The sequence below is a fragment of the Pedobacter mendelii genome (assembly GCF_014635725.1).
In the GTDB taxonomy this organism is placed as follows: Bacteria; Bacteroidota; Bacteroidia; order Sphingobacteriales; family Sphingobacteriaceae; genus Pedobacter; species Pedobacter mendelii.
In genome coordinates, this window is record NZ_BMDJ01000014.1 from 39,866 (window position 1) to 58,834 (window position 18,969).

At 34.0% G+C, this 18,969-nt stretch carries 9 protein-coding genes; 5 read left to right on the forward strand and 4 right to left on the reverse strand.

Annotated features, from left to right (window positions below; genetic code table 11):
- Positions 1 to 76 precede the first annotated feature (76 nt).
- The gene (locus IEV50_RS18400; RefSeq protein ID WP_188417172.1) at positions 77 to 1,102 is read left to right on the forward strand and encodes an LLM class flavin-dependent oxidoreductase; all 1,026 of its coding nucleotides are present in this window, start codon (positions 77 to 79) and stop codon (positions 1,100 to 1,102) included.
- Positions 1,103 to 1,412: 310 nt separating this feature from the next.
- On the forward strand, positions 1,413 to 1,793 hold the full coding sequence (locus tag IEV50_RS18405; protein WP_188417174.1) for a hypothetical protein: 381 nt from the start codon (positions 1,413 to 1,415) through the stop codon (positions 1,791 to 1,793).
- 1 nt (position 1,794) lies between these two features.
- On the opposite strand, the gene IEV50_RS18410 is transcribed toward IEV50_RS18405, so the two are convergent.
- Both IEV50_RS18410 and IEV50_RS18415 read right to left on the reverse strand, forming a co-directional pair.
- On the reverse strand, positions 1,795 to 2,001 hold the full coding sequence (locus IEV50_RS18410) for a hypothetical protein (RefSeq protein ID WP_188417175.1): 207 nt from the start codon (positions 1,999 to 2,001) through the stop codon (positions 1,795 to 1,797).
- A gap of 101 nt (positions 2,002 to 2,102) precedes the next feature.
- Positions 2,103 to 2,465, reverse strand: coding sequence for a response regulator transcription factor (locus IEV50_RS18415; RefSeq protein ID WP_188417177.1), 363 nt, complete (start codon positions 2,463 to 2,465; stop codon positions 2,103 to 2,105).
- 362 nt (positions 2,466 to 2,827) lie between these two features.
- Between IEV50_RS18415 and IEV50_RS18420 the strand changes: the two genes are divergently transcribed.
- From IEV50_RS18420 to ligD, 3 genes are all read left to right on the forward strand, one after another.
- Positions 2,828 to 7,933 (forward strand): hypothetical protein, encoded by a 5,106-nt coding sequence (locus IEV50_RS18420; protein ID WP_188417179.1) that lies wholly within the window; start codon positions 2,828 to 2,830, stop codon positions 7,931 to 7,933.
- Between the two features lie 18 nt (positions 7,934 to 7,951).
- Entirely contained in the window at positions 7,952 to 11,947 is a 3,996-nt protein-coding gene (locus IEV50_RS18425) for a hypothetical protein (protein WP_188417181.1), read from the forward strand.
- Positions 11,948 to 12,085: 138 nt separating this feature from the next.
- Positions 12,086 to 14,791, forward strand: a complete 2,706-nt coding sequence (gene ligD, locus IEV50_RS18430; protein WP_188417183.1) for a DNA ligase D — start codon at positions 12,086 to 12,088, stop codon at positions 14,789 to 14,791.
- A 7-nt stretch (positions 14,792 to 14,798) separates the two neighbouring features.
- Here ligD and IEV50_RS18435 read toward each other — a convergent pair whose 3' ends face one another.
- On the reverse strand, positions 14,799 to 15,449 hold the full coding sequence (locus IEV50_RS18435; RefSeq protein ID WP_188417186.1) for a response regulator: 651 nt from the start codon (positions 15,447 to 15,449) through the stop codon (positions 14,799 to 14,801).
- A complete protein-coding gene (locus IEV50_RS18440) occupies positions 15,449 to 18,490 on the reverse strand; it encodes a ligand-binding sensor domain-containing protein (protein ID WP_188417188.1) in 3,042 nt (1,013 codons plus the stop codon). Before IEV50_RS18440 ends, IEV50_RS18435 begins: the two co-directional genes overlap by 1 nt.
- Positions 18,491 to 18,969 lie beyond the last annotated feature (479 nt).

Here is an 18,969-nt window from a genome sequence, read left to right on the forward strand (position 1 = left end):
CATTTGTTACCATATAAGCTTCGATTGAATTTTTAAAGGATATTTTTGTGCTTTAGTTTTTAATTAACACATTGTTATGCCTGTTAGCAACTTAAAAAATATACCATATTCCGTTCTCGATCTTGCTACTGTTTTAGATGGACACACACCATCCGATACTTTTAAAACCAGTTTGGAAATTGCACAACAATCTGAAGTTTTGGGTTATAAGCGATATTGGTTTGCAGAGCACCATAACATGGCTGGAGTTGCAAGTTCGGCACCTTCAGTGCTTATCGGTTTTATTGCTGGAGGCACAAAAACCATACGTGTTGGTTCTGGTGGTATTATGTTGCCGAACCATGCGCCATTAATCGTTGCCGAGCAGTTTGGTACATTGGCTTCATTGTATCCGAACCGAATAGATTTAGGTTTAGGCAGAGCACCTGGCACAGATCAGGTTACTGCAATGGCGATAAGAGGAGAAAATTTTAATGCTGCGCATAATTTTCCTAGAGATGTAGAAAAATTACAGCAATTATTTTCTGCCGGAAACCGTACATCAAATGTTCGTGCTATTCCAGGAGAGGGGCTAGATGTACCAATATGGATTTTGGGTTCAAGTACCGATAGTGCAAGGCTTGCTGCCGAAAAAGGTTTACCTTATGCTTTTGCAAGTCATTTTGCACCGGCATATTTTGAACAGGCAATTTCTATTTATCGTAACAATTTTAAGCCATCTATTTACTTACAAGAACCTTATGTAATGGCTTGTGTAAATGTTGTAGCTGCCGATACGGATGCAGAAGCTGAAGTATTGTCAAGCTCTGTTAAAAGAATGTTCTTAGGCGTAATAACCGGAAGGAGAGAAATGCTGAAACCTCCTGTAGCAAACATGAATGCACATTGGGACCAGTTAGAAAAAGAAGCTGTTGAGCAAATGCTATATTATTCTTTTATAGGCAGTGCCGAAACGATACATGAAAATTTGGAAGGCTTTATCTCAAAATATGGTGTTAATGAAATTATGGCTACATCTCATATTTACGATCAAAAGGCAAAGCTGCATTCTAACAAACTTTTTGCCGGTGTGTTTAGTCAAACATTTGAAATGAGTTTTTAAAGAAGGCTTTATAATTCAAATTCATTGCTGATTTAATTATTTATTATAAGCATTACAGTAATTAAAATCAAAACAAGCAATACAATTGTAGAAAGTTTAATTGTAACTAAGCTCATTCTGTTTATAATTAATTTTATGACTTCAACTTTTTGGATATTACCATTAAGTATTCTTGTAGCAACATCCATAGGAACCATTTTTAGGTTATTTAAGCAAATTTTATAAAAGTTAATAATCTAGCAGCAAATTTATCTTTTTTAAAACCAATAGTCTTTTTACTATGTTGAGTTTAAGAATAATTTGGAATGTTATGATGAAAACAAATACAAGGAAAATTGAGCTGAATGATTTATTAATTGATGGTTTACAAGCTGCAGGAGGTGCTATGGGGTTTCATGCAAGTAAGCGCAGAATTGGCGGAAGAGTGGCTAAAAATATTGGTATCGTAGATCAGCTAATGAAATTTGCATTTACAAGAAAGGGAAACTCTCCTAATAAATTACAGAAAGATATTGAGTTGGGAGGATTAGGGGTCATTGCAGCTTACAATTTATATAAAGGAATTAAGCGTAAACGCAAATCACTACTTTTGCAAGGTGCATTTTTAACGGTATCTCTTGCCATTGTAGTTTTCGGAACAATCAAAAAGAAGCCAGCTGGTGAAAGGCCTAATGCATTAAATAGAAAATGATTTAATTTGATTGGTGAGAAGATAGATTTTGAGGGAAACCATTAGTTCTTAAACTAAAATCATATCTACGGTATTCATAATCCATAGCGATACGACTTAAATTTTTAAGTTCTTCAAACTCTGAAGTTTTATAAGCTTGCATTGATGATAGGGCGGCGATGCGACGAATAATTTGTTTGTATTCTGTATCGGTTAATATAGATTCCATAATTTATATTGTTGTTAAGAATTTATGTTGCTCAAAAATCAAATATGGAACAATAGTTTGCATTCAAAAGTTTTACACTATTGTTAATAAATTTTTATGATTTAGTTTGGAGCATACTTTTCTACCCGGCTTGCGAAATCATTTAAATCGAATGGTTTATTAATAAAATCTTCTGCAGTGCATTTAGATTTAACATAGTTAAGGTGGTTATTTGCAGACATCATCATTACAGGAATGGCATAAGTATTTACGTTATGTTTTAGTTCTGTACAAATATCAATTCCGTTTCCATCAGGCAACATAATATCAAGAATTATCATGTCTGGTTTATGATTTTTCATTTGTAACCAAAAGCTTTTAGTATCACTACAAGTTTTAACTTCATATAGTTCTTCCGTTAATAAATATTCGATAATCTCTCTGATAGCCGGATTATCTTCTACAATATATATGCACTTTTTCATCAGATTTTAATTTACTTTTGGTTGTATAACCATTATGAATTTCAGTTGTTTATAGTGTTTTTTCACAATTAAGTACTTATTAACTTTTTGCATTATAAAGGAGTAGATATAAATTTAAAGAATACCGTAAAACAGGTATTTCTTTGAGTAGATTTTTATTGCAGATTTACATAGTGTATTTGTATATTTACATAACAGGATCTTAAAATTAAGATTATAAAGGGTTTTCTTCTAATCTAAGCCCCAGCGGTGGAATCCTTCCTGTTATTTTGCTCAATTCATTTTTGGCGGCATTTACACGATTGTTTCTTTTCATTGCGTTTTAATTTTTAATTGGCATTTATGCCATAATTAATCCTGAAATGGCTAAATCTATCTCCTTAAAGAACCGTTTAAACCTGGTTCATGATTTAAAGGTTCAACCTGAAGTAAATGCTGAAAAAATAAGTGTTTTACTAAATCAGCTTAAAAAATCTGATGTATCTCCTTTAAGCGTCCGACCGCTAAAAACGGAAAGTATTACTCAGGTTACAGAGAATATTCGAAATAATGAATTACTTACGGCGTTTTCTGAGCTAAAAATACCAAAAATAGAAAATGACCAATTTGTTGTGCGGAGAGAAACTCCGTTCTCTGCTTTAACCAATATTACGCTTCCTGCAAGTTTAGCCTCTTCAAACAATGCGCTTACAGCACTTGGCGGATTAAGTTCTGTTGCCGCGGCATCTAAAACATTAGGTCCCTTTACTTCAAATGATGGTCGTTTAGTTTGGTACGATTTCTTTAATTATGAGAAACTTATACCCATATATCTAAACGGAGATGCAAAACCCCTAATGCTAATTCCTATAAAATCATCGCTAATAAGCAGACCAACAGGCACATACTCGTTAACTAAAGGAAGTATTTGGATTCGTGCAGATTTATTTGCGCCTGCGGCAGGTAATGCAAAGTATACAGGTTTTAAAATTACATCAGGAAAAATAATTTTTTCAAAAGTAACTCCTATCGTTTCAGATTCAATAAAATTTGCGCCAGAAATAACTTTTACCCTAGAGCTTAATCTCGACAATTCTTTTACTCCAAAAAATGAGGGCGCTTTCGGTTTGGATTCGAGAAATGCAGATGTAAAACCTCCTGATTTAATAACTCTGAGCTATACCGCTAAAAAACTAAGCATTACACGAATCGGACCTGCAAGCTGGCAATTATATGGTGATGGAAGAAGCTTTAATTATACGAATAAGCCAATAAATTTTAGTGCACCATTTGATAAAATATTAATTCCGCTACAAACAGACAGTGTTATTTTTAAACCAGTTGATGTAAAGTCAACGTTTTTTAAGCTTGATGGAGAAGCAGCAATTAAAACTTCTTATTGGTCGCTCTCCTTAAATGAACTTGATGTTACCAAACCTTTTTCCATTCGGAACAATGGTGCGCTCGCTTTATTTTGCAGTCAGGGTTTAAATTGTAGCTGGCAGGGTTTAGATAAGCGTTTGCCGATTGAATTAATAAGTCCATACATCTTTGCCGAACAAGGTTTATTCCTTATTCATGAATTAAAGGCCGATTTTAAAACTTTAGAAGAAAACTTTAAACTTTGGGATATCTCTGCTGAAACAGGTATAAAAGCAGGTTTGAAATTAAGCTTCAACCGGAAGAGAAAATTTGATTATACCTGCCAGGAAGAAGGTATTGAAGGTATTGTTGCAACCGCAGATGCTTATATAGATGCTGATAAACCGTTACAAGCTGATGGAACTGCGGTTGCACCTAAAACGAAAGATAGTATTTATCTCAAATATGCATCCGCTTCTTCATCGCAGATAATAGTCATTGATCAGGATATGCTTTCTGAGCAAAATATTGTTGTTGAAGCTAGTGGGGACCTAATATCTGCCGAAAAGTTTAAAGAAATTAAAAAAACAGATTCACGTTATCGCTTTGCATTGGAGAATGCTTACTTACTTTCTACGCCACCTGCTGCACTTATGCTTGCAGCAAGCTGGAATTCTGAAAATTTATTAACTAAAGGTAAGCTAACTATTTTATATGGTTTAACGGATTTGATTCCTACTTTACCTCATCCCTACACAACAGAAGCCTTATACAAACCCAGCAGAGCAGCTACTACTTTTCGTGATGTAGCAAGTTATAATCAAAGTATGGCAGGTTTATTAACTTCTATTTGCGATTGGGAAGAAAATGAAGCAGGACTTGCTATGGTAAAAGTTGATTTTAAGTTAACTTATAATACCAACCAGGTTATACCGGCAATGATTCAAACGCCTTCAAACGATAGTGAAAATACAAATGTTCAGGCATTTTCAGCAATGGTTGCAACAGGGCATGGAACTTACGACAGAATGAAAGATTCATCTATGTTAAGAACACCACATGTATTTTCACTGCTCGATTTAAGTACCAATTACGACTTGCTTGGAATTTCGATGTCTTTTAACCAGGTAAGGATGGTTACAGATGGTTATGCAAAAATAAAGCAAACTGCCGAGCAAGTTGTTACTATAGAAAAGATGAACCTCCGTTCTCCAATGGCGATGTTAAACGGTTTTACTTTACCCCATATTACCTGGGAGCCTTTAATTAATCTTACACCCCCTGACGATAGTACGTATCCAAAAATGGGTATATTAGGTTTTAGCGATCAGGGTCCGGCAACTGTATTTACACAATTGGATAGCCGGGCAATTGATATCGATCCGTTAAAATACATGCAACGTTTCAGGCGAAATCTTAAACCTGATGATGTAGTTGCAGGAGCTCAACCTGTCGCGGTTAATCCGATAGAAAAAGATGGTAATTTAAGGAGTTCAATTCTATTTGGTTTGCCTAATGGTAAATTTTCAATCGCTAATCTTATTCCTTTTAATCCACAGCAAGCAACATTAAATAACAGGCATTTAGATTTTATCATTCCCGAATTCGAATTACAACAACTTAAACTAAAAGGTGGTATGCAATTTCGATTAGCAGCTAATAAGCCTCTAGAATCATCAAATCCTCCTGAATTGCAAGGCCTCACCGTTCAAATGAAAAATTTGATTGATGAATGGAGCGGGCCTTTACCGCAAAGTATTTTAGGAGAGAGTGTTCATAAGATGTTTAATGGGAGGTTTGCCGAATCAGGAAGTATGTCTACTGGCATTCCGCTCACACACATTGATTTTTCGGGATATGGTGCCAGTATGTTTAGTAATTGGCTAGCGCCACTTGCTAAATTTGCATCTATTTCTCAAGTTAAATTTGATGTAATGAGAGGTCGTTTATCGCATGAAATTGTCCAGGCGGTAAGTATGCTTTATCCATGGGGAATTTGTGTGGTTAGAACGATTACTTTTTTTAGAAGAAATAATGCAATTATTTATAGAGAAGATAGTGGCTGGCAGGCAAAGAGCGAAGGTATTTTCGATTTTTCTTTCGAAACTAAATCAAACCCTGCCGGTAATAACGCCAAATTTGAAAATCCTTATTATTTCTATCCCGGATTAGTGGGTGGTTTATATAATGTTCATAATATTAAAGAAGTTACCGGCGACATTATAAAAGTTGATTATACGCCACAAGAAGGCGAATATTGGAAAACAAATCCTTCTGATTATGTTCATCGTACAGGATCAGGAACGCCCGTTCATGCAGAGTTCATAGGGGTAACTTTCGATGCGGATGCAAATCTTGATGTTGAGGGCAAAGGAGTTAAATATGTTAAACATACTGGAAAGCAATTTAAAGGTTATCTTCAATTAAGCCCTGAAGGTGTTCCGGTTCCTCAGCGAGTATTTAGAGAATTGATGATAAAAGCGCAGAATTCTGTTGGCGGAAATGTAGATTGTATTTTAAATCTGGGAGCAAGTACACAAACTATTCAGGTTAACCGTGTCGATGTTTCTGCTTCATACAAAAACAACAATCCAAGTGAGATAATTTTTGTGGCTGCTGCAAAAGGCTCTGTACAATTACCTGCTGATGGAAGTTGGAGTGTAGTCGAACTAGATAAAATATCTGGCGATGTGTTACCTGTAGCCAATAAAGAAAGTGTTCCGGTTATAAGAGATGGTTTACGAGATAGATATGAAATGGCGTTTAAAGTTGCCCCGTCATTAAATATTTCTAAAATAACTTTTCCTGATGCATTGCTGAATACTGTATCCAGTTTTGCAAAAAGATACGGTTTTGTTCAGAATACAGGAACGCAGAAACTTTTAATGGTCGATCCGAAATATGACATCACCAAAATCGGCTCTTTATTAACCGAAGCACCTTTACTTGCAGATAGTTTCAGGCTACTAAATAGCAAAGGTCCATTTCCAAATATGGGTAATGCCATAAAAATTGAAGATGTTACTACAGCTGTTACCAAAATTCTTCCCAACGGGTTATCGAAAGTAATTAATGGTTTTAAAGTACCTGATAACTTTACCTTCGATGTTATAGGTTCTGAAGGTTCGCCATTTAGAATGTACATTAAATACAAAAGTGATCCTAAAACAGGGCCAAGCTCAAACACATTAGTAGATTATGTTACGGATTCGGCAGCAGCTACTGATAAATGGAAAAATGAATTAGGCAATATGAGTATTGTGGTAGATTTGGCTTCATTTAAATCGTTGATGACCATTAGCGGAGATTTCAAAGCCAAAGTATCCGTTAATCCAGGTTTCGAATCAGGAAAAGCACCACAACTTAAACTTGCCGAACCGTTAGAAAAAATATATCAGATTTTAGAATTTTTGGATAATCTCGATCCAACCCAACCCGTAGAAGTGGTTAAAAAAGGTTTGAAAATTGCCATGAGCAATTCTGCTGATAGCTGGGATTATAAATTCAAGGCTTCAAAAGAAATTCCATTTGTAAAATTTCCATTCGACCCAATAAATTATAATTCACCAACAACACCTTTAAAGCTCGATGCTTATTTCAAAATCGGCTGTTATTTTAATCAGCCTATAAAAATTCCTAAAACAATTGATCAGGTAATGCCTTCTGCAGGAGCATTTTTAGAGTTGGGTGCCGATTTAAGGGTAATGTGTGTTTCGCTCGCTGCGGCAACAATTTATGCTACTGGAAGGGCAGAAGTTGGCTTAGCTGCAGATTTAAAAAACCCGCCAACATTATACTTCAAATTTGGTTTTGGCGTAGAATTATGTGTCGGTTTACCGGTTATAGGCAGTGTTGCCGTAATGTATATGGTTGGCGTAGATATGTCGCTCAATACTGAAGAACTAATAGTTGGTGCCTTTATTTATTTCAGGGGCAGGGCAGAAATTTTTGGTGGCATTGTAACGATAACCATCCAAATTGAAGCTGCAGGTAAAATTCAAAAACAATTAAATGGCGGGCCAACAAGTTGTATCGCTATCTGCACTTTCGCATTGGATATCAGTATCTTCTGGGTTATTGATATCAGCTTCTCCGAAACTTGGGAAGAAACACGTCAAATTGCTTAATCCTTAATTAACATAGTTATGGAACCAAATCTTTGTATTCTAACATTCCCTCAGTATTATCAAAACGGTAGAATTACTTTTAATATCGTAGTCATTCCGAGAAATTTAAATCCTTTATTGCCATTGCAAACCAGTTTGCCGGCTTTCGCAGATGCAAGGATTTTATTTAAAGCAATGGTTATCAACAGTCTGGATGGTTTGCCACTTTCAGGCAGTGCAATTCAATCTTCATCACTTATTATTGAAAATCAAATTATTTCAAGTCGTGAAGTTTGGGAAGCTTTAAAAGTTCAGATGGAAGCGAGCGATGGTATGAAAATTAACGATGCTGAATCGAGTAAACCAGAACAAAGATCTGCACATGCAATTGATAAATATAAAGCTGTCTCTATCAAAAAATATTTGCCTGAAAGCTATCGATCGGCATTTAATTATGTAAGAGCCAGAAGTAAATATGCAGTTACTAGTGATGAGTATAGTTGTGCCGTAAAAAATAGAAACGCAGAACCAACGGATAAAAATACTCAAAGAGATGTACTTTCCTGGGGTAAGGTTATTGCTTTATGTTTGAGAAATCCTGCATTGGCGGAAAAAGCAGGATTAATTTATAAGGCTTCGATAGCAGTTACTGAACCTACAAATCTTTTTGAAAAGGGAGGTTGGCTTTACACAGGTTTTGCAGCTGGAAGCGCTTTTGCAGGTTTGGATGGAATGCAATATGCCGCCCGAATTCCTGCTTTGAAAGGATTAAATGAACGTGTTCTGTTTTCTGCTGTTCAATTTCCTGTTACAAGTGTTGCTAACAATAATGCAGGCTACGATGAAGTTTTAAGGGATGCGATTGTTTATGATGATGGCTTTGCTAAAATTGTTCATGCCAATCAGCCAATAAATCAAGACTTGCTACAGGAAAAAGATAAATCAAATCCACCGCTAAAAGATATTGGGATTCGATTGGGTTGGGATGACGAACAAATTTCCATTTGGTGTAATCGCCAGATGCTAAAAAAAGAAGAACAAAGCGATTTGCCAGTAGATACACCACTTGGCGTTTTTGGTTACAAAGTTGATGTTAGAAAAAAAGGAGAGGAGCAATGGCTATCACAAAATAGTTTGGTTCTTCAACAAAACACAGCATTAAAAAATGGTGAAATATTAATTTCACGTGCAGGAGAAACTATTGAACCAGGTATTGAAATTCATCCGGCTGCACATGGAGATTCTAAAGGTGAAGGATTTTGGTTGCCCATGTATTTTAGCAGCTGGATGGGAAAACCAGTTTCCATAGCTGATAAAGACGCAGAAGATATTAATATGCTTCGTCCTGATAAAATGATTAAACCTCGCCCGGATATAGAAAATACAATTAACTCTATTCCTAAGCAAACATTTCATCCTTATGTTGCAGATCCTGCAAATACTCTTCCTTTAGTTTACGGCAATGATTACCAGTTTCGTGTAAGGCTAATGGACATTTCTGGCGGCGGACCAACTGTAAATTCAAAAGCCTTAAATGGTGGAGAAAAGCCTGTGGCAGAGTTGCATTTTAAAAGGCATGTAGCCGCTGGTGCATTAAAAATTATTAATATAAATGATGTTTATGATAACCTTCCTGCAAAGGAAGTTGCGGATATTAAGGACACAAGTCTACTTCAAAATCTAATAACTATTGATAATCCAGTCCTTAAAATCAGAAGACCACTTTTAGGTTATCCAGCGGTGGTTTTTACAGGAAAATATTCTAATGTTATAGACAGACTTAAATCTATTTTAAATGATTTGCCTGATGGCGATAGAACAGCTGTTGATATCGGTCTTTCAGATCCAAATGTAGATTTCTTTAAAGTTCGTGTCGAAATTAAAAGTTTGGAAATGGATAACGGTAGATCAGAAAACGGCAAAGAATCTTTTATTGTTTTATATGAAAAAGAATATGCTTTTGAAGCTGCCGATAACAATTACGACCAGGAATTTCCATTAAGAATTGTTTATTCGGATATAAATCAACTGGATTTTATTAACGGTTTTGACGATACTGGTACTGAAAATGAATTAGTTTTGCCAACATCAAGACATATTCGTTTAACTTTTGTCCCGATAATTAAAGAAGCAAATAATGATTATGCCGATTTGAGTATTTTGGAAGGTAAAAAACTTACTTTAACAGCTTACCAGGCATCAAGCAATGAAGCCGGTTTATTATCTCCAATAGATGGCGGTTTTAAAGCAATATACCTTCAACCCGAACATGCTGTAGATCAAAATACCGTAAAAACATATAAAAATTTAGTCACCTTAAACTTGATAAAAAGTAGTACACCAGTAGAACTGAGCAGACTTGCAGATGCTTTTAATGTTACTTCGCATAACCTCACATTAGAAGGCGAAAAAGGTAAACGGCTACAGTTTGCTTGTTCGAAAATGATGCGACATTCTTTAGCACCTGATTCTTCTTCGGTTTCACTTTCTTCGATGGCAGAATTATTTAACCATTGGATAATTGGTGTAAATTATACATTGGCCAGAGATTGGGCCTGGGATGGATTAGAAAAGGAAAGTTTTTCTATTTACAGAAAATGGAAACGAGAAGGTGACACAGATTTTGGTGATGAAATTCTCGCAGGTACTTTAAATGTTTCAAACACGGTAGCCATAAATGCTTTAAATGAACCCGAAAGAGGTTATTCCAGATTATTATTTTTAGATGCCTTTGACCCCAAAGAGGCAGCTTCGGTTTTTCCTTCAGAAATTATTTTGAGTTATCGTATTGAAACGCATTTCAAAAAAGATGGTATTCCTGCAATTTCTGATAGGCCGATAGCAGATAAGGAAATTCATTTACCGGTAACAATAATTCCTGCTCAGGTTCCGAAATTGGTTTCTGCCGGTATTGCACTATCGCCTTATGTAGCTGATGAAGATAAATATGCCTCAACCGAGCTAAGACAAAGATTTTTATGGTTTGAAATGGATTCAGAACCTAAAGATCCAAATGATACTTACTTTGCAAGGGTTTTATCTAATGCGCCAGATCCATTACTCAGCCTAATTACCCGTAAACTAAAAACTTACGATCCTGTCGATCCGCCTTTAAATATCAATGAAGAAAAAATAAGAACTATAATACCAGGAATGGATAATGATTTTGCAGGTATGGGTGCTATGCAAGAAATGCTTAAAGGTGATGATGCTTCAGGTAAATCTAATTTTTATATGCTTCCATTGCCACCCGGATTACATGCAGATAGTGATGAGTTATTTGGTTTTTTTAGCTATGAAATAAGGATAGGACATAAAAAAGAACTTTGGAGCACTGCACAGGCAAGGTATGGACGGCCGCTAAAAGTAAATGGTGTACAGCATCCTGCTCCTAATTTAAGTTGCAATGTTTTTAGAAGGAAAATTCCTATAATTTCACAGTTTTCAAAAGTTGAGATGCTAGCCAGCAGGACTCAAAAATTAGGAAAAGTAAAGGGAGAATTAACTAAGACTATTCCTGTTAAAATAACTTTTCTAAATGAAATTATAATTACAGCACCATTTGCAACAGCCGTTTTAAATGGTGAAAATATTACAGCCAATCCACCTCAAACAAGTTTATGGTATATGCTTTATACTCAAGTACGTCAGGCAGATGGGTTATCTTACAGAAACCTTTTATTAAACTCAGGTTATATGCCTTATGCACCGCCAAAGCGCAGAGTATTAGGTAAAAATGAACTTGGTTTAAAGGAAGAAGGAACTAAATTGGGAACCGCTATTTTAAAGGTAGAAGATGTTCAAAAAAGGTTACTCGAATTAGGCCTTCCCGCAGAAAGTAGCTTAAGTGTACTCTGTGTAGAAATGTTCCCTTTGGAAAACATGTGGCGAACTGATGACGAAAAAAATAGGGCATTAGCCGAACGTGCTATTGTTGAACCACCAAATCCATTAACAACAGGATTGGGATCTTATCGTATTTACCGAACCTCTGCTTTGGTGCCAGTTGCAGATGTATGTTGCGATGACTGTTAATCTAAAATTGACTGTATTATAAATCATTTATCACGATGATTTTAAACTTTGCTGTATTCGTCGAAACACTTGTTATTGGGTAATCTTTATAAAACTTTTTACAATAACGAACTGTTTTAGAGATAAAAATCAGCGATAATGAGCGTGGAAAAATACGTTTCCAAAAGGGATTTCTCCAAAACAAAGGAACCTAAATCGGGAAAAAGTAATGATAAAGATAAACTGAATTTTGTTATTCAAAAGCATAATGCTTCTCGTTTACATTATGATTTCAGATTGGAAATGATGGGGGTTTTAAAAAGTTGGGCAGTTCCAAAAGGTCCATCAACTGATCCTAAAACGAAGCGCCTTGCAATGATGGTTGAAGATCATCCTTATGATTATAAAGATTTTGAAGGTGTTATTCCGAAAGGAGAATATGGCGGAGGAACTGTAATTGTTTGGGATAAAGGAACTTATGAGCCTATAGAAGAAATTAATGGGAAGAAGGCGCAGGAAAAATATTTAATTCATCAATTAAAAGAAGGTTCTCTAAAAATAAAACTTCAGGGAGAAAAACTGAAAGGAGAATTTGCATTGGTTAAAACCAATGGAATGGGCGAAAATGGCTGGCTTTTAATTAAACATAAGGATGAGTTTGCTTCAGTAAAAGATATTACCAAGCAAGATGAGTCAGTTCTATCAGGAAAAACGATAGAAAAAATGGAAAAAACTTCTGACAAAGTTTTGAAAGAAGGCTGCGAAGAAACACTAAGTACTGAAAAAAAAACTACTGAAGAAAAGCTGGGAAAAAATATAAAAGAACAAAAACCTGATGAATTAAACATTAAGGCAATACTAAAAAAAGCAAATAAAACAGCCATTCCTAACGGCATTAAACCTATGCTTGCTACATTGGTTGATGAGCCTTTTGATGATCCTGATTGGCATTACGAAGTTAAATGGGATGGTTACAGAGCGATAGCAAAAGTTAACAAGGGCGAAGTTGAGCTACTTTCCAGAAATAATAAATCATTTAATCAAAAGTTTTATCCAATTTATGATTTATTAAACAGTTGGAAAATTAATGCAGTTTTAGATGGTGAAATTTTAGTGCTTAATGATAAAGGTATCTCAAATTTTGGGTCGCTGCAAAATTGGCGTAGCGAGGCTGATGGTGAGCTTGTATTTTACGTTTTCGATTTGCTTTGGTATGATGGTAAAAATTTAATGGATTTGCCATTATTCCAACGTCAGGCAATACTTGCAGATATTTTGCCAATAAGTGATGATAGGGTTAGGCTAAGTAAGGTTTTCAAAGCGAGTGGAATCGATTTTTTTGAGGCCGCGGATAGAATGGGTCTTGAGGGAATTATTGCTAAGAAATCAGATGGTTTATATAGTCCTGATCGGCGTTCAAAAGAATGGCTTAAAATAAAAGTTCATAAGCGACAGGAAGTTGTTATTGCAGGTTTTACCAAGAATGAAGATACTTCTAAATTATTTAGTTCGCTACTGTTAGGTGTTTACGAAAGTGGGAATCTTGAGTATGTGGGTAAAGTAGGAACAGGTTTTTCTGATAAGTTTCAGAAAAAAATTATGGAGCAATTTGTAAATCTGGTTATTGAAAGTAGCCCATTTGATATTATTCCAGACGTTAACAAACCATCGAGATTTAGAACAAACTCTCCAAAAACAAAAGTAACCTGGTTAAAACCTGAGGTGGTTTGCGAGGTAGCATTTACAGAAATAACTGATGATGGAGTTTTTCGACATCCTTCTTTTATGGGTATCCGTGAGGATAAAAAAGCTGAAGAAGTTATTCGGGAGAAAGAAGAAGCTACAGGTGAAATTATTGAAACTAAAGCGGTAAAATCTAAAAAAGTTGATAAGCATTCTGCTGCAATAAAACCTCCAAAAGTTAAAGAGCCTAAAACCTTGCTTAATCCTACCGATGAAACTCAAGTGAGAAAACTTAAAGGTCATGAGTTAAAGTTTACCAATCTGAATAAGATATACTGGCCTGAAAATAAGGTTACTAAGCGTGATATGTTTAATTATTACTATCAGGTTGCAGATTATATTTTGCCGTACCTTAAAGATAGACCTCAATCACTCAATCGTTTTCCAGGCGGTATTTATGGGCCAAGTTTTTATCAAAAAGATGTAAAAGGTAAGGCACCCGACTGGGTAAAAACTTTTCCTTATGAGAATGGTGAAGGTGAGAAAAAAGAATATCTGGTTGGTGCCGATGTTGATAGTTTATTATGGATGGCTTCTTTAGGTTGTATAGAAATCAATCCCTGGTTTAGCAGAATTCAAAATCCTGATAATCCGGATTATTGTGTAATTGATTTAGACCCCAATAAACATCCTTTCGACATGGTTGTTGAAGCGGCGATAGAAGTTAAAAAAGTTTTAGATGCTATTAATGTACCTTGTTATCCTAAAACATCGGGATCAACGGGAATGCATATCTACATTCCCTTAAATGCGAAATACAGCTATGACCAAAGTCAAATGTTTGCTAAAATAATTGTGAGTTTAGTTAATAAACAGATTCCTTCATTTACATCCTTAGAGCGAATGGTATCTGCCAGGAAAGGTAAAATGTATTTAGATTTTTTGCAAAACAGGCCTGGAGCAACAATTGCTGGTCCTTACTCTTTGCGGCCGAAAATAGGAGCAACTGTATCTATGCCATTGCATTGGGATGAAGTTAAAGCTGGATTAAAAATGAAGGACTTTAATATATTTAACACAATGGAGCGTTTAAAAGTACAAGGAGATTTATTTAAAGGTGTTTTGGGTAAAGGTATTGATTTAAAGAAAGCAATAGAAAAGGCGAAAAGTATTTTCGGATAAAGAAAATTTAATCCATACCAAGAAAAACTTTATTTTCCATAACGTATTTTACCAATGTAGCGGTGTTGTTAAGACCAAGTTTATAGAGAATGTTTTTACGGTGTGTATCTACTGTTCTTACGCTTAAAAATAATATATCAGCGATTTCTGAATTAGTATTGCCATCCATAATCAGCTTCGCAATTTCGATTTCCCTTAATGAAAGTAGTTTTTGACTGTTCTTTTTAGAATTATCTCTCTGGCCAATTATAAATTCTTCCAGTACGTTTTCTATCTCATTACTTACATAATATTTCCCATTGATAACTTCATCAATTGCTATAAAAAGTGTTTTGTCGTCTGTATTTTTAAATAGATAAGAATTTGCACCAGCTTCCAGCATATTGAGCACACTTTTTCTATCGGCAGACATTGATAAAACGATTATTTTAACTTCCGGAAAATCAGATTTAAGTATTTGTAAGGTTTGATAACCATTTAACAGCGGCATATTAATATCAAGCAGAATTACATCGGGCTTATCTTTCTTAATAATATCAATAGCTTCTAAACCATTATTTGCAGTTGCATAAACATTAAAATCTTTACGAACTGCTAAAATAAGTTTTAAGCCCTTTATCATCATGTTATGATCATCCACAATAAGTATCTTAACCATTAATTTAGCGTTTTAGTTTTTGCCTTAAAATTTATAGTAATAGTAGCTGCCAAGCCTCTGCCAGGCAACGTATCGATATTAATATCTGCTTTTATTGCCTGTATATGTGCTTCGATATTTGATAATCCATAACCTCTTTTTATTGTTGCATAATCAAAACCTTTTCCGTCATCTTCATAAAGTAATATTACCTTATTATCCCTGTTTACAATAGAAATGTATATGTTTTCGGCCTCTGCATGTTTTATCGAATTATTTATAAGCTCCTGGCATATTCTATATAATGCGTATTGCTGTGTATTTTTCAAAATTGTATTAAATCCGACATTGTCTAAATGAATTTTGATGATTTTTAACTTATTAATATTATCAACTAAATCGTGTAGGGCAAATACTAATCCGTTTTCATCCAGCGTCTTAGGGCTTAAGTTAATCAAAGTATTCCTTAAAACGTGTAAAGCCTGGTCTATATATTGTGCAGATAATTTTCTGAGCTCTCCACTTTGAATCATTTTGTTAATATCACCTGCAAGCAAATAGTGTTTTAACGATGATAGCTTCAAACCTAAATCATCGTGCAAATCATCTGCAATTCGCTTTCTATCTTCTTTTTGAAAGGTAATCATTTGCCGTATTTGTAATGCCTGCAAGTGTTTAATCCATCGTAAATATAAAATGAGCATTAGAATTCCGGTTAAAATTAAACCAATTATGATAATAGCAATAAACCACCATTTTTGCCAAAAAGGGGCATTAATTATGATAGTCATCACTATTTTGTTGCTACTAACTAAATCTGTAAGTTCAAAATTATAAGTTCCCGAAGGTATGTTTGGAAATCTTAATTCGCTATTCCCCATCACAGTAACTTCTTTATTGTCATAACCAATCATTTTATACTTTATTTTCCTTTGAATTGGGTTAATATAGTCCATTGAGCTGTAGCCAATGGTTATGGTATTTTCATTGTGATTGAGGTTTAATTTTTTTATTGTAACAGAATTGCCAGCTTTGTGATAAGGCTTATCATTAATTTGTATGGAAACAATTTTAGGGCAGCCACTGCTTTTATAAGGAATGGTTTTATTAGGGTTAAAGAGGTTTATTCCGTTTATGCCACCTATAGCAACCTGATCATCTTTAAGCATAGCGATACTTTCAGGATTAAAGACCATGCTTTGCAAACCATCGGAAGTGGTGTATTTAACGGAGTTATTTTTATTAGTATCAAAAAAATATAATCCGTTACTTGTACCTACCCAAAGATTTTTATTTTTATCTGCAGTTATGCTTGAGCAATTGGCATCAATTAAAATTTCTTCTCTAAACGAAATGTTTTTAGTGTTAAATTTTAGAAGCCCCGAAGTAGTAGCTAAATATAAATTTCCGTTTAAAATTATGTTACCGTTTATTGCGTAAGGTGTTCTGCCGATTTCTTTAATGTAGTTAAATTTGCCATTATTAAATCGATATAAATACATTGCTGTATAATACGTTTGAATTAATAATTCTTTATTAGAAATTTGAATTATTTGTTGAGTGTTGTTCCAGGGCAATGAACGGTTAACATCATTAATCAAATCGAAAAATATTTCATTCCGCTCAGTGAACGTAACCTTCGCTACACCAAATTCTGTTGCAGCAAGTAAATTTCCATTGCAATATACAATTTGATGAATATCTATTTTACCTTTAAATTTATTAGGGAAAGCCACTTTTAATTGATAGAATTTGTTTTTAATAGTTTTGTATAAATAAAATGAGCCGTTATTTATTTCTACTAATACATCTTTATTCTTTAAATGAATTAACTTACTTATTCCTAAACCCTTAAACATGCTTTTTAATAATTCAGATAAATCCTTATTGTAAATTTTAAGTCCCGAACTTTTTGTGCCAAACCAAACCTGATTATCGTTCAACTTTAAAATTCTGCTAATATCATTATCAATAGTTTCTGCCTTAGTTATATATCTAGGGAATATCACCTGATTTAAATTTGTATAATCAAGCCCATAACGGTCGATACCTAAGAACAAATTATTCTTTTTATCAATATAAATCCTCCTTATGTAATTTGCTGAAATACTAAAAGGATCACCATCTAAATGTTTGTATTGAGTAATAAACCGCTCTGTTATTAAATCGAAAAGTAATAAGCCGCTTCCATTTGTACCAACTAACAGCCATGGTTTATCTGGATATTTAGCTATAGATGTTCCAATAAAAGGTTTGGTTTTATAATAACTAAAAATTTTATAAGTGTTTTTAACAGGGTTTAGCTTAATTATGCCTTTTTCTCCTGCAAGCCAAATTGATGTATCTGAAGAAATATAAGCATCCTCTACATGACTTATTAAATTAGGTTTTTTAGAAGACATAAAAAACTCAGAAGCACTTTTCTCTTTCCCTGCTTCAATTTTGTTTAAGTAAATTCCTTTAACACCCCTGCTTACAAACCAATCCAACTCGTTGTAAAATAACTTTGGAGTGAATTGAAATCCGTTAGAAAACCCGGTTATTTTTTTTAGTTGATTATTATTACAACTGTAATTATAAATTTCTCCGGCTAGATAAACCCATAATTTGTTATCCTTATCAATATAAAATGGAAATGAATAATAGTTTTTTTGTAATTTAGGTAGAATAAATTTGAACGAACTAAAGCTATCCGCCTTTTTATTGTATTTAACTAAATTACTCTGAGAACCAATAATTAAATCGCCATTTTTATCTTCTATAATATTAGTAATATAATTACCAGGAAAATTTGTTCTGTTGTATTTTGTTTTTTTATAAGTAATACAATTTGTACCATCAAAACGATTAAGACCATTTTCTGTTCCAATCCATAAAAAATCATCTTTATCGATATGTAATGCCCTTATTGTTGGGTCGCTTAATCCATTTTCTTGTGTTAAGTGCTTAAATAAGAGTGTTTTTTTGTTTTGAGAAAATGAATTATGATGGCTTATAAATATTAGTAACAGGCTTAAAAGCAATTTAACATATTTATAAAAATACCTGAGTCTTTTTAACATACAATTGGCTTAACAATAAATAGTTAGTTTAAATCTACTAAAAAAGTTTACGTTAAAATGCTAAAAGTGCTGTTGCCAAAAACAAATAATGCAGGATAAAAATCCTGCATTAATAACATTGCCTCTTCACGTATCAAGCTTGAAATCAGGTCTCACTTAATGTTATCGTTTCAAGTTAACAAAAAATGACTTGTATGGTTTGATAAATAAATAAGGAATTGGGTTTAATTTTTAGTTTTAACAATGCTAAGGAAATAAAAAAGGGATAGGCTAAAAAACCTATCCCATATCTAAACCCAAACATGCGCTCAAACATGAATGAATCATTTAAGAAACAAATGTATTAAATATTGGTTTCAACTAATTTATTTTAGGTTAAAACTAACTTGAAATTATCAATTTAAATTGTCTGATTGGATTTTTTTACAATCATGAAAGATCATTCATATTTTGAAAATCATTTATTTTATCTTCTTGAA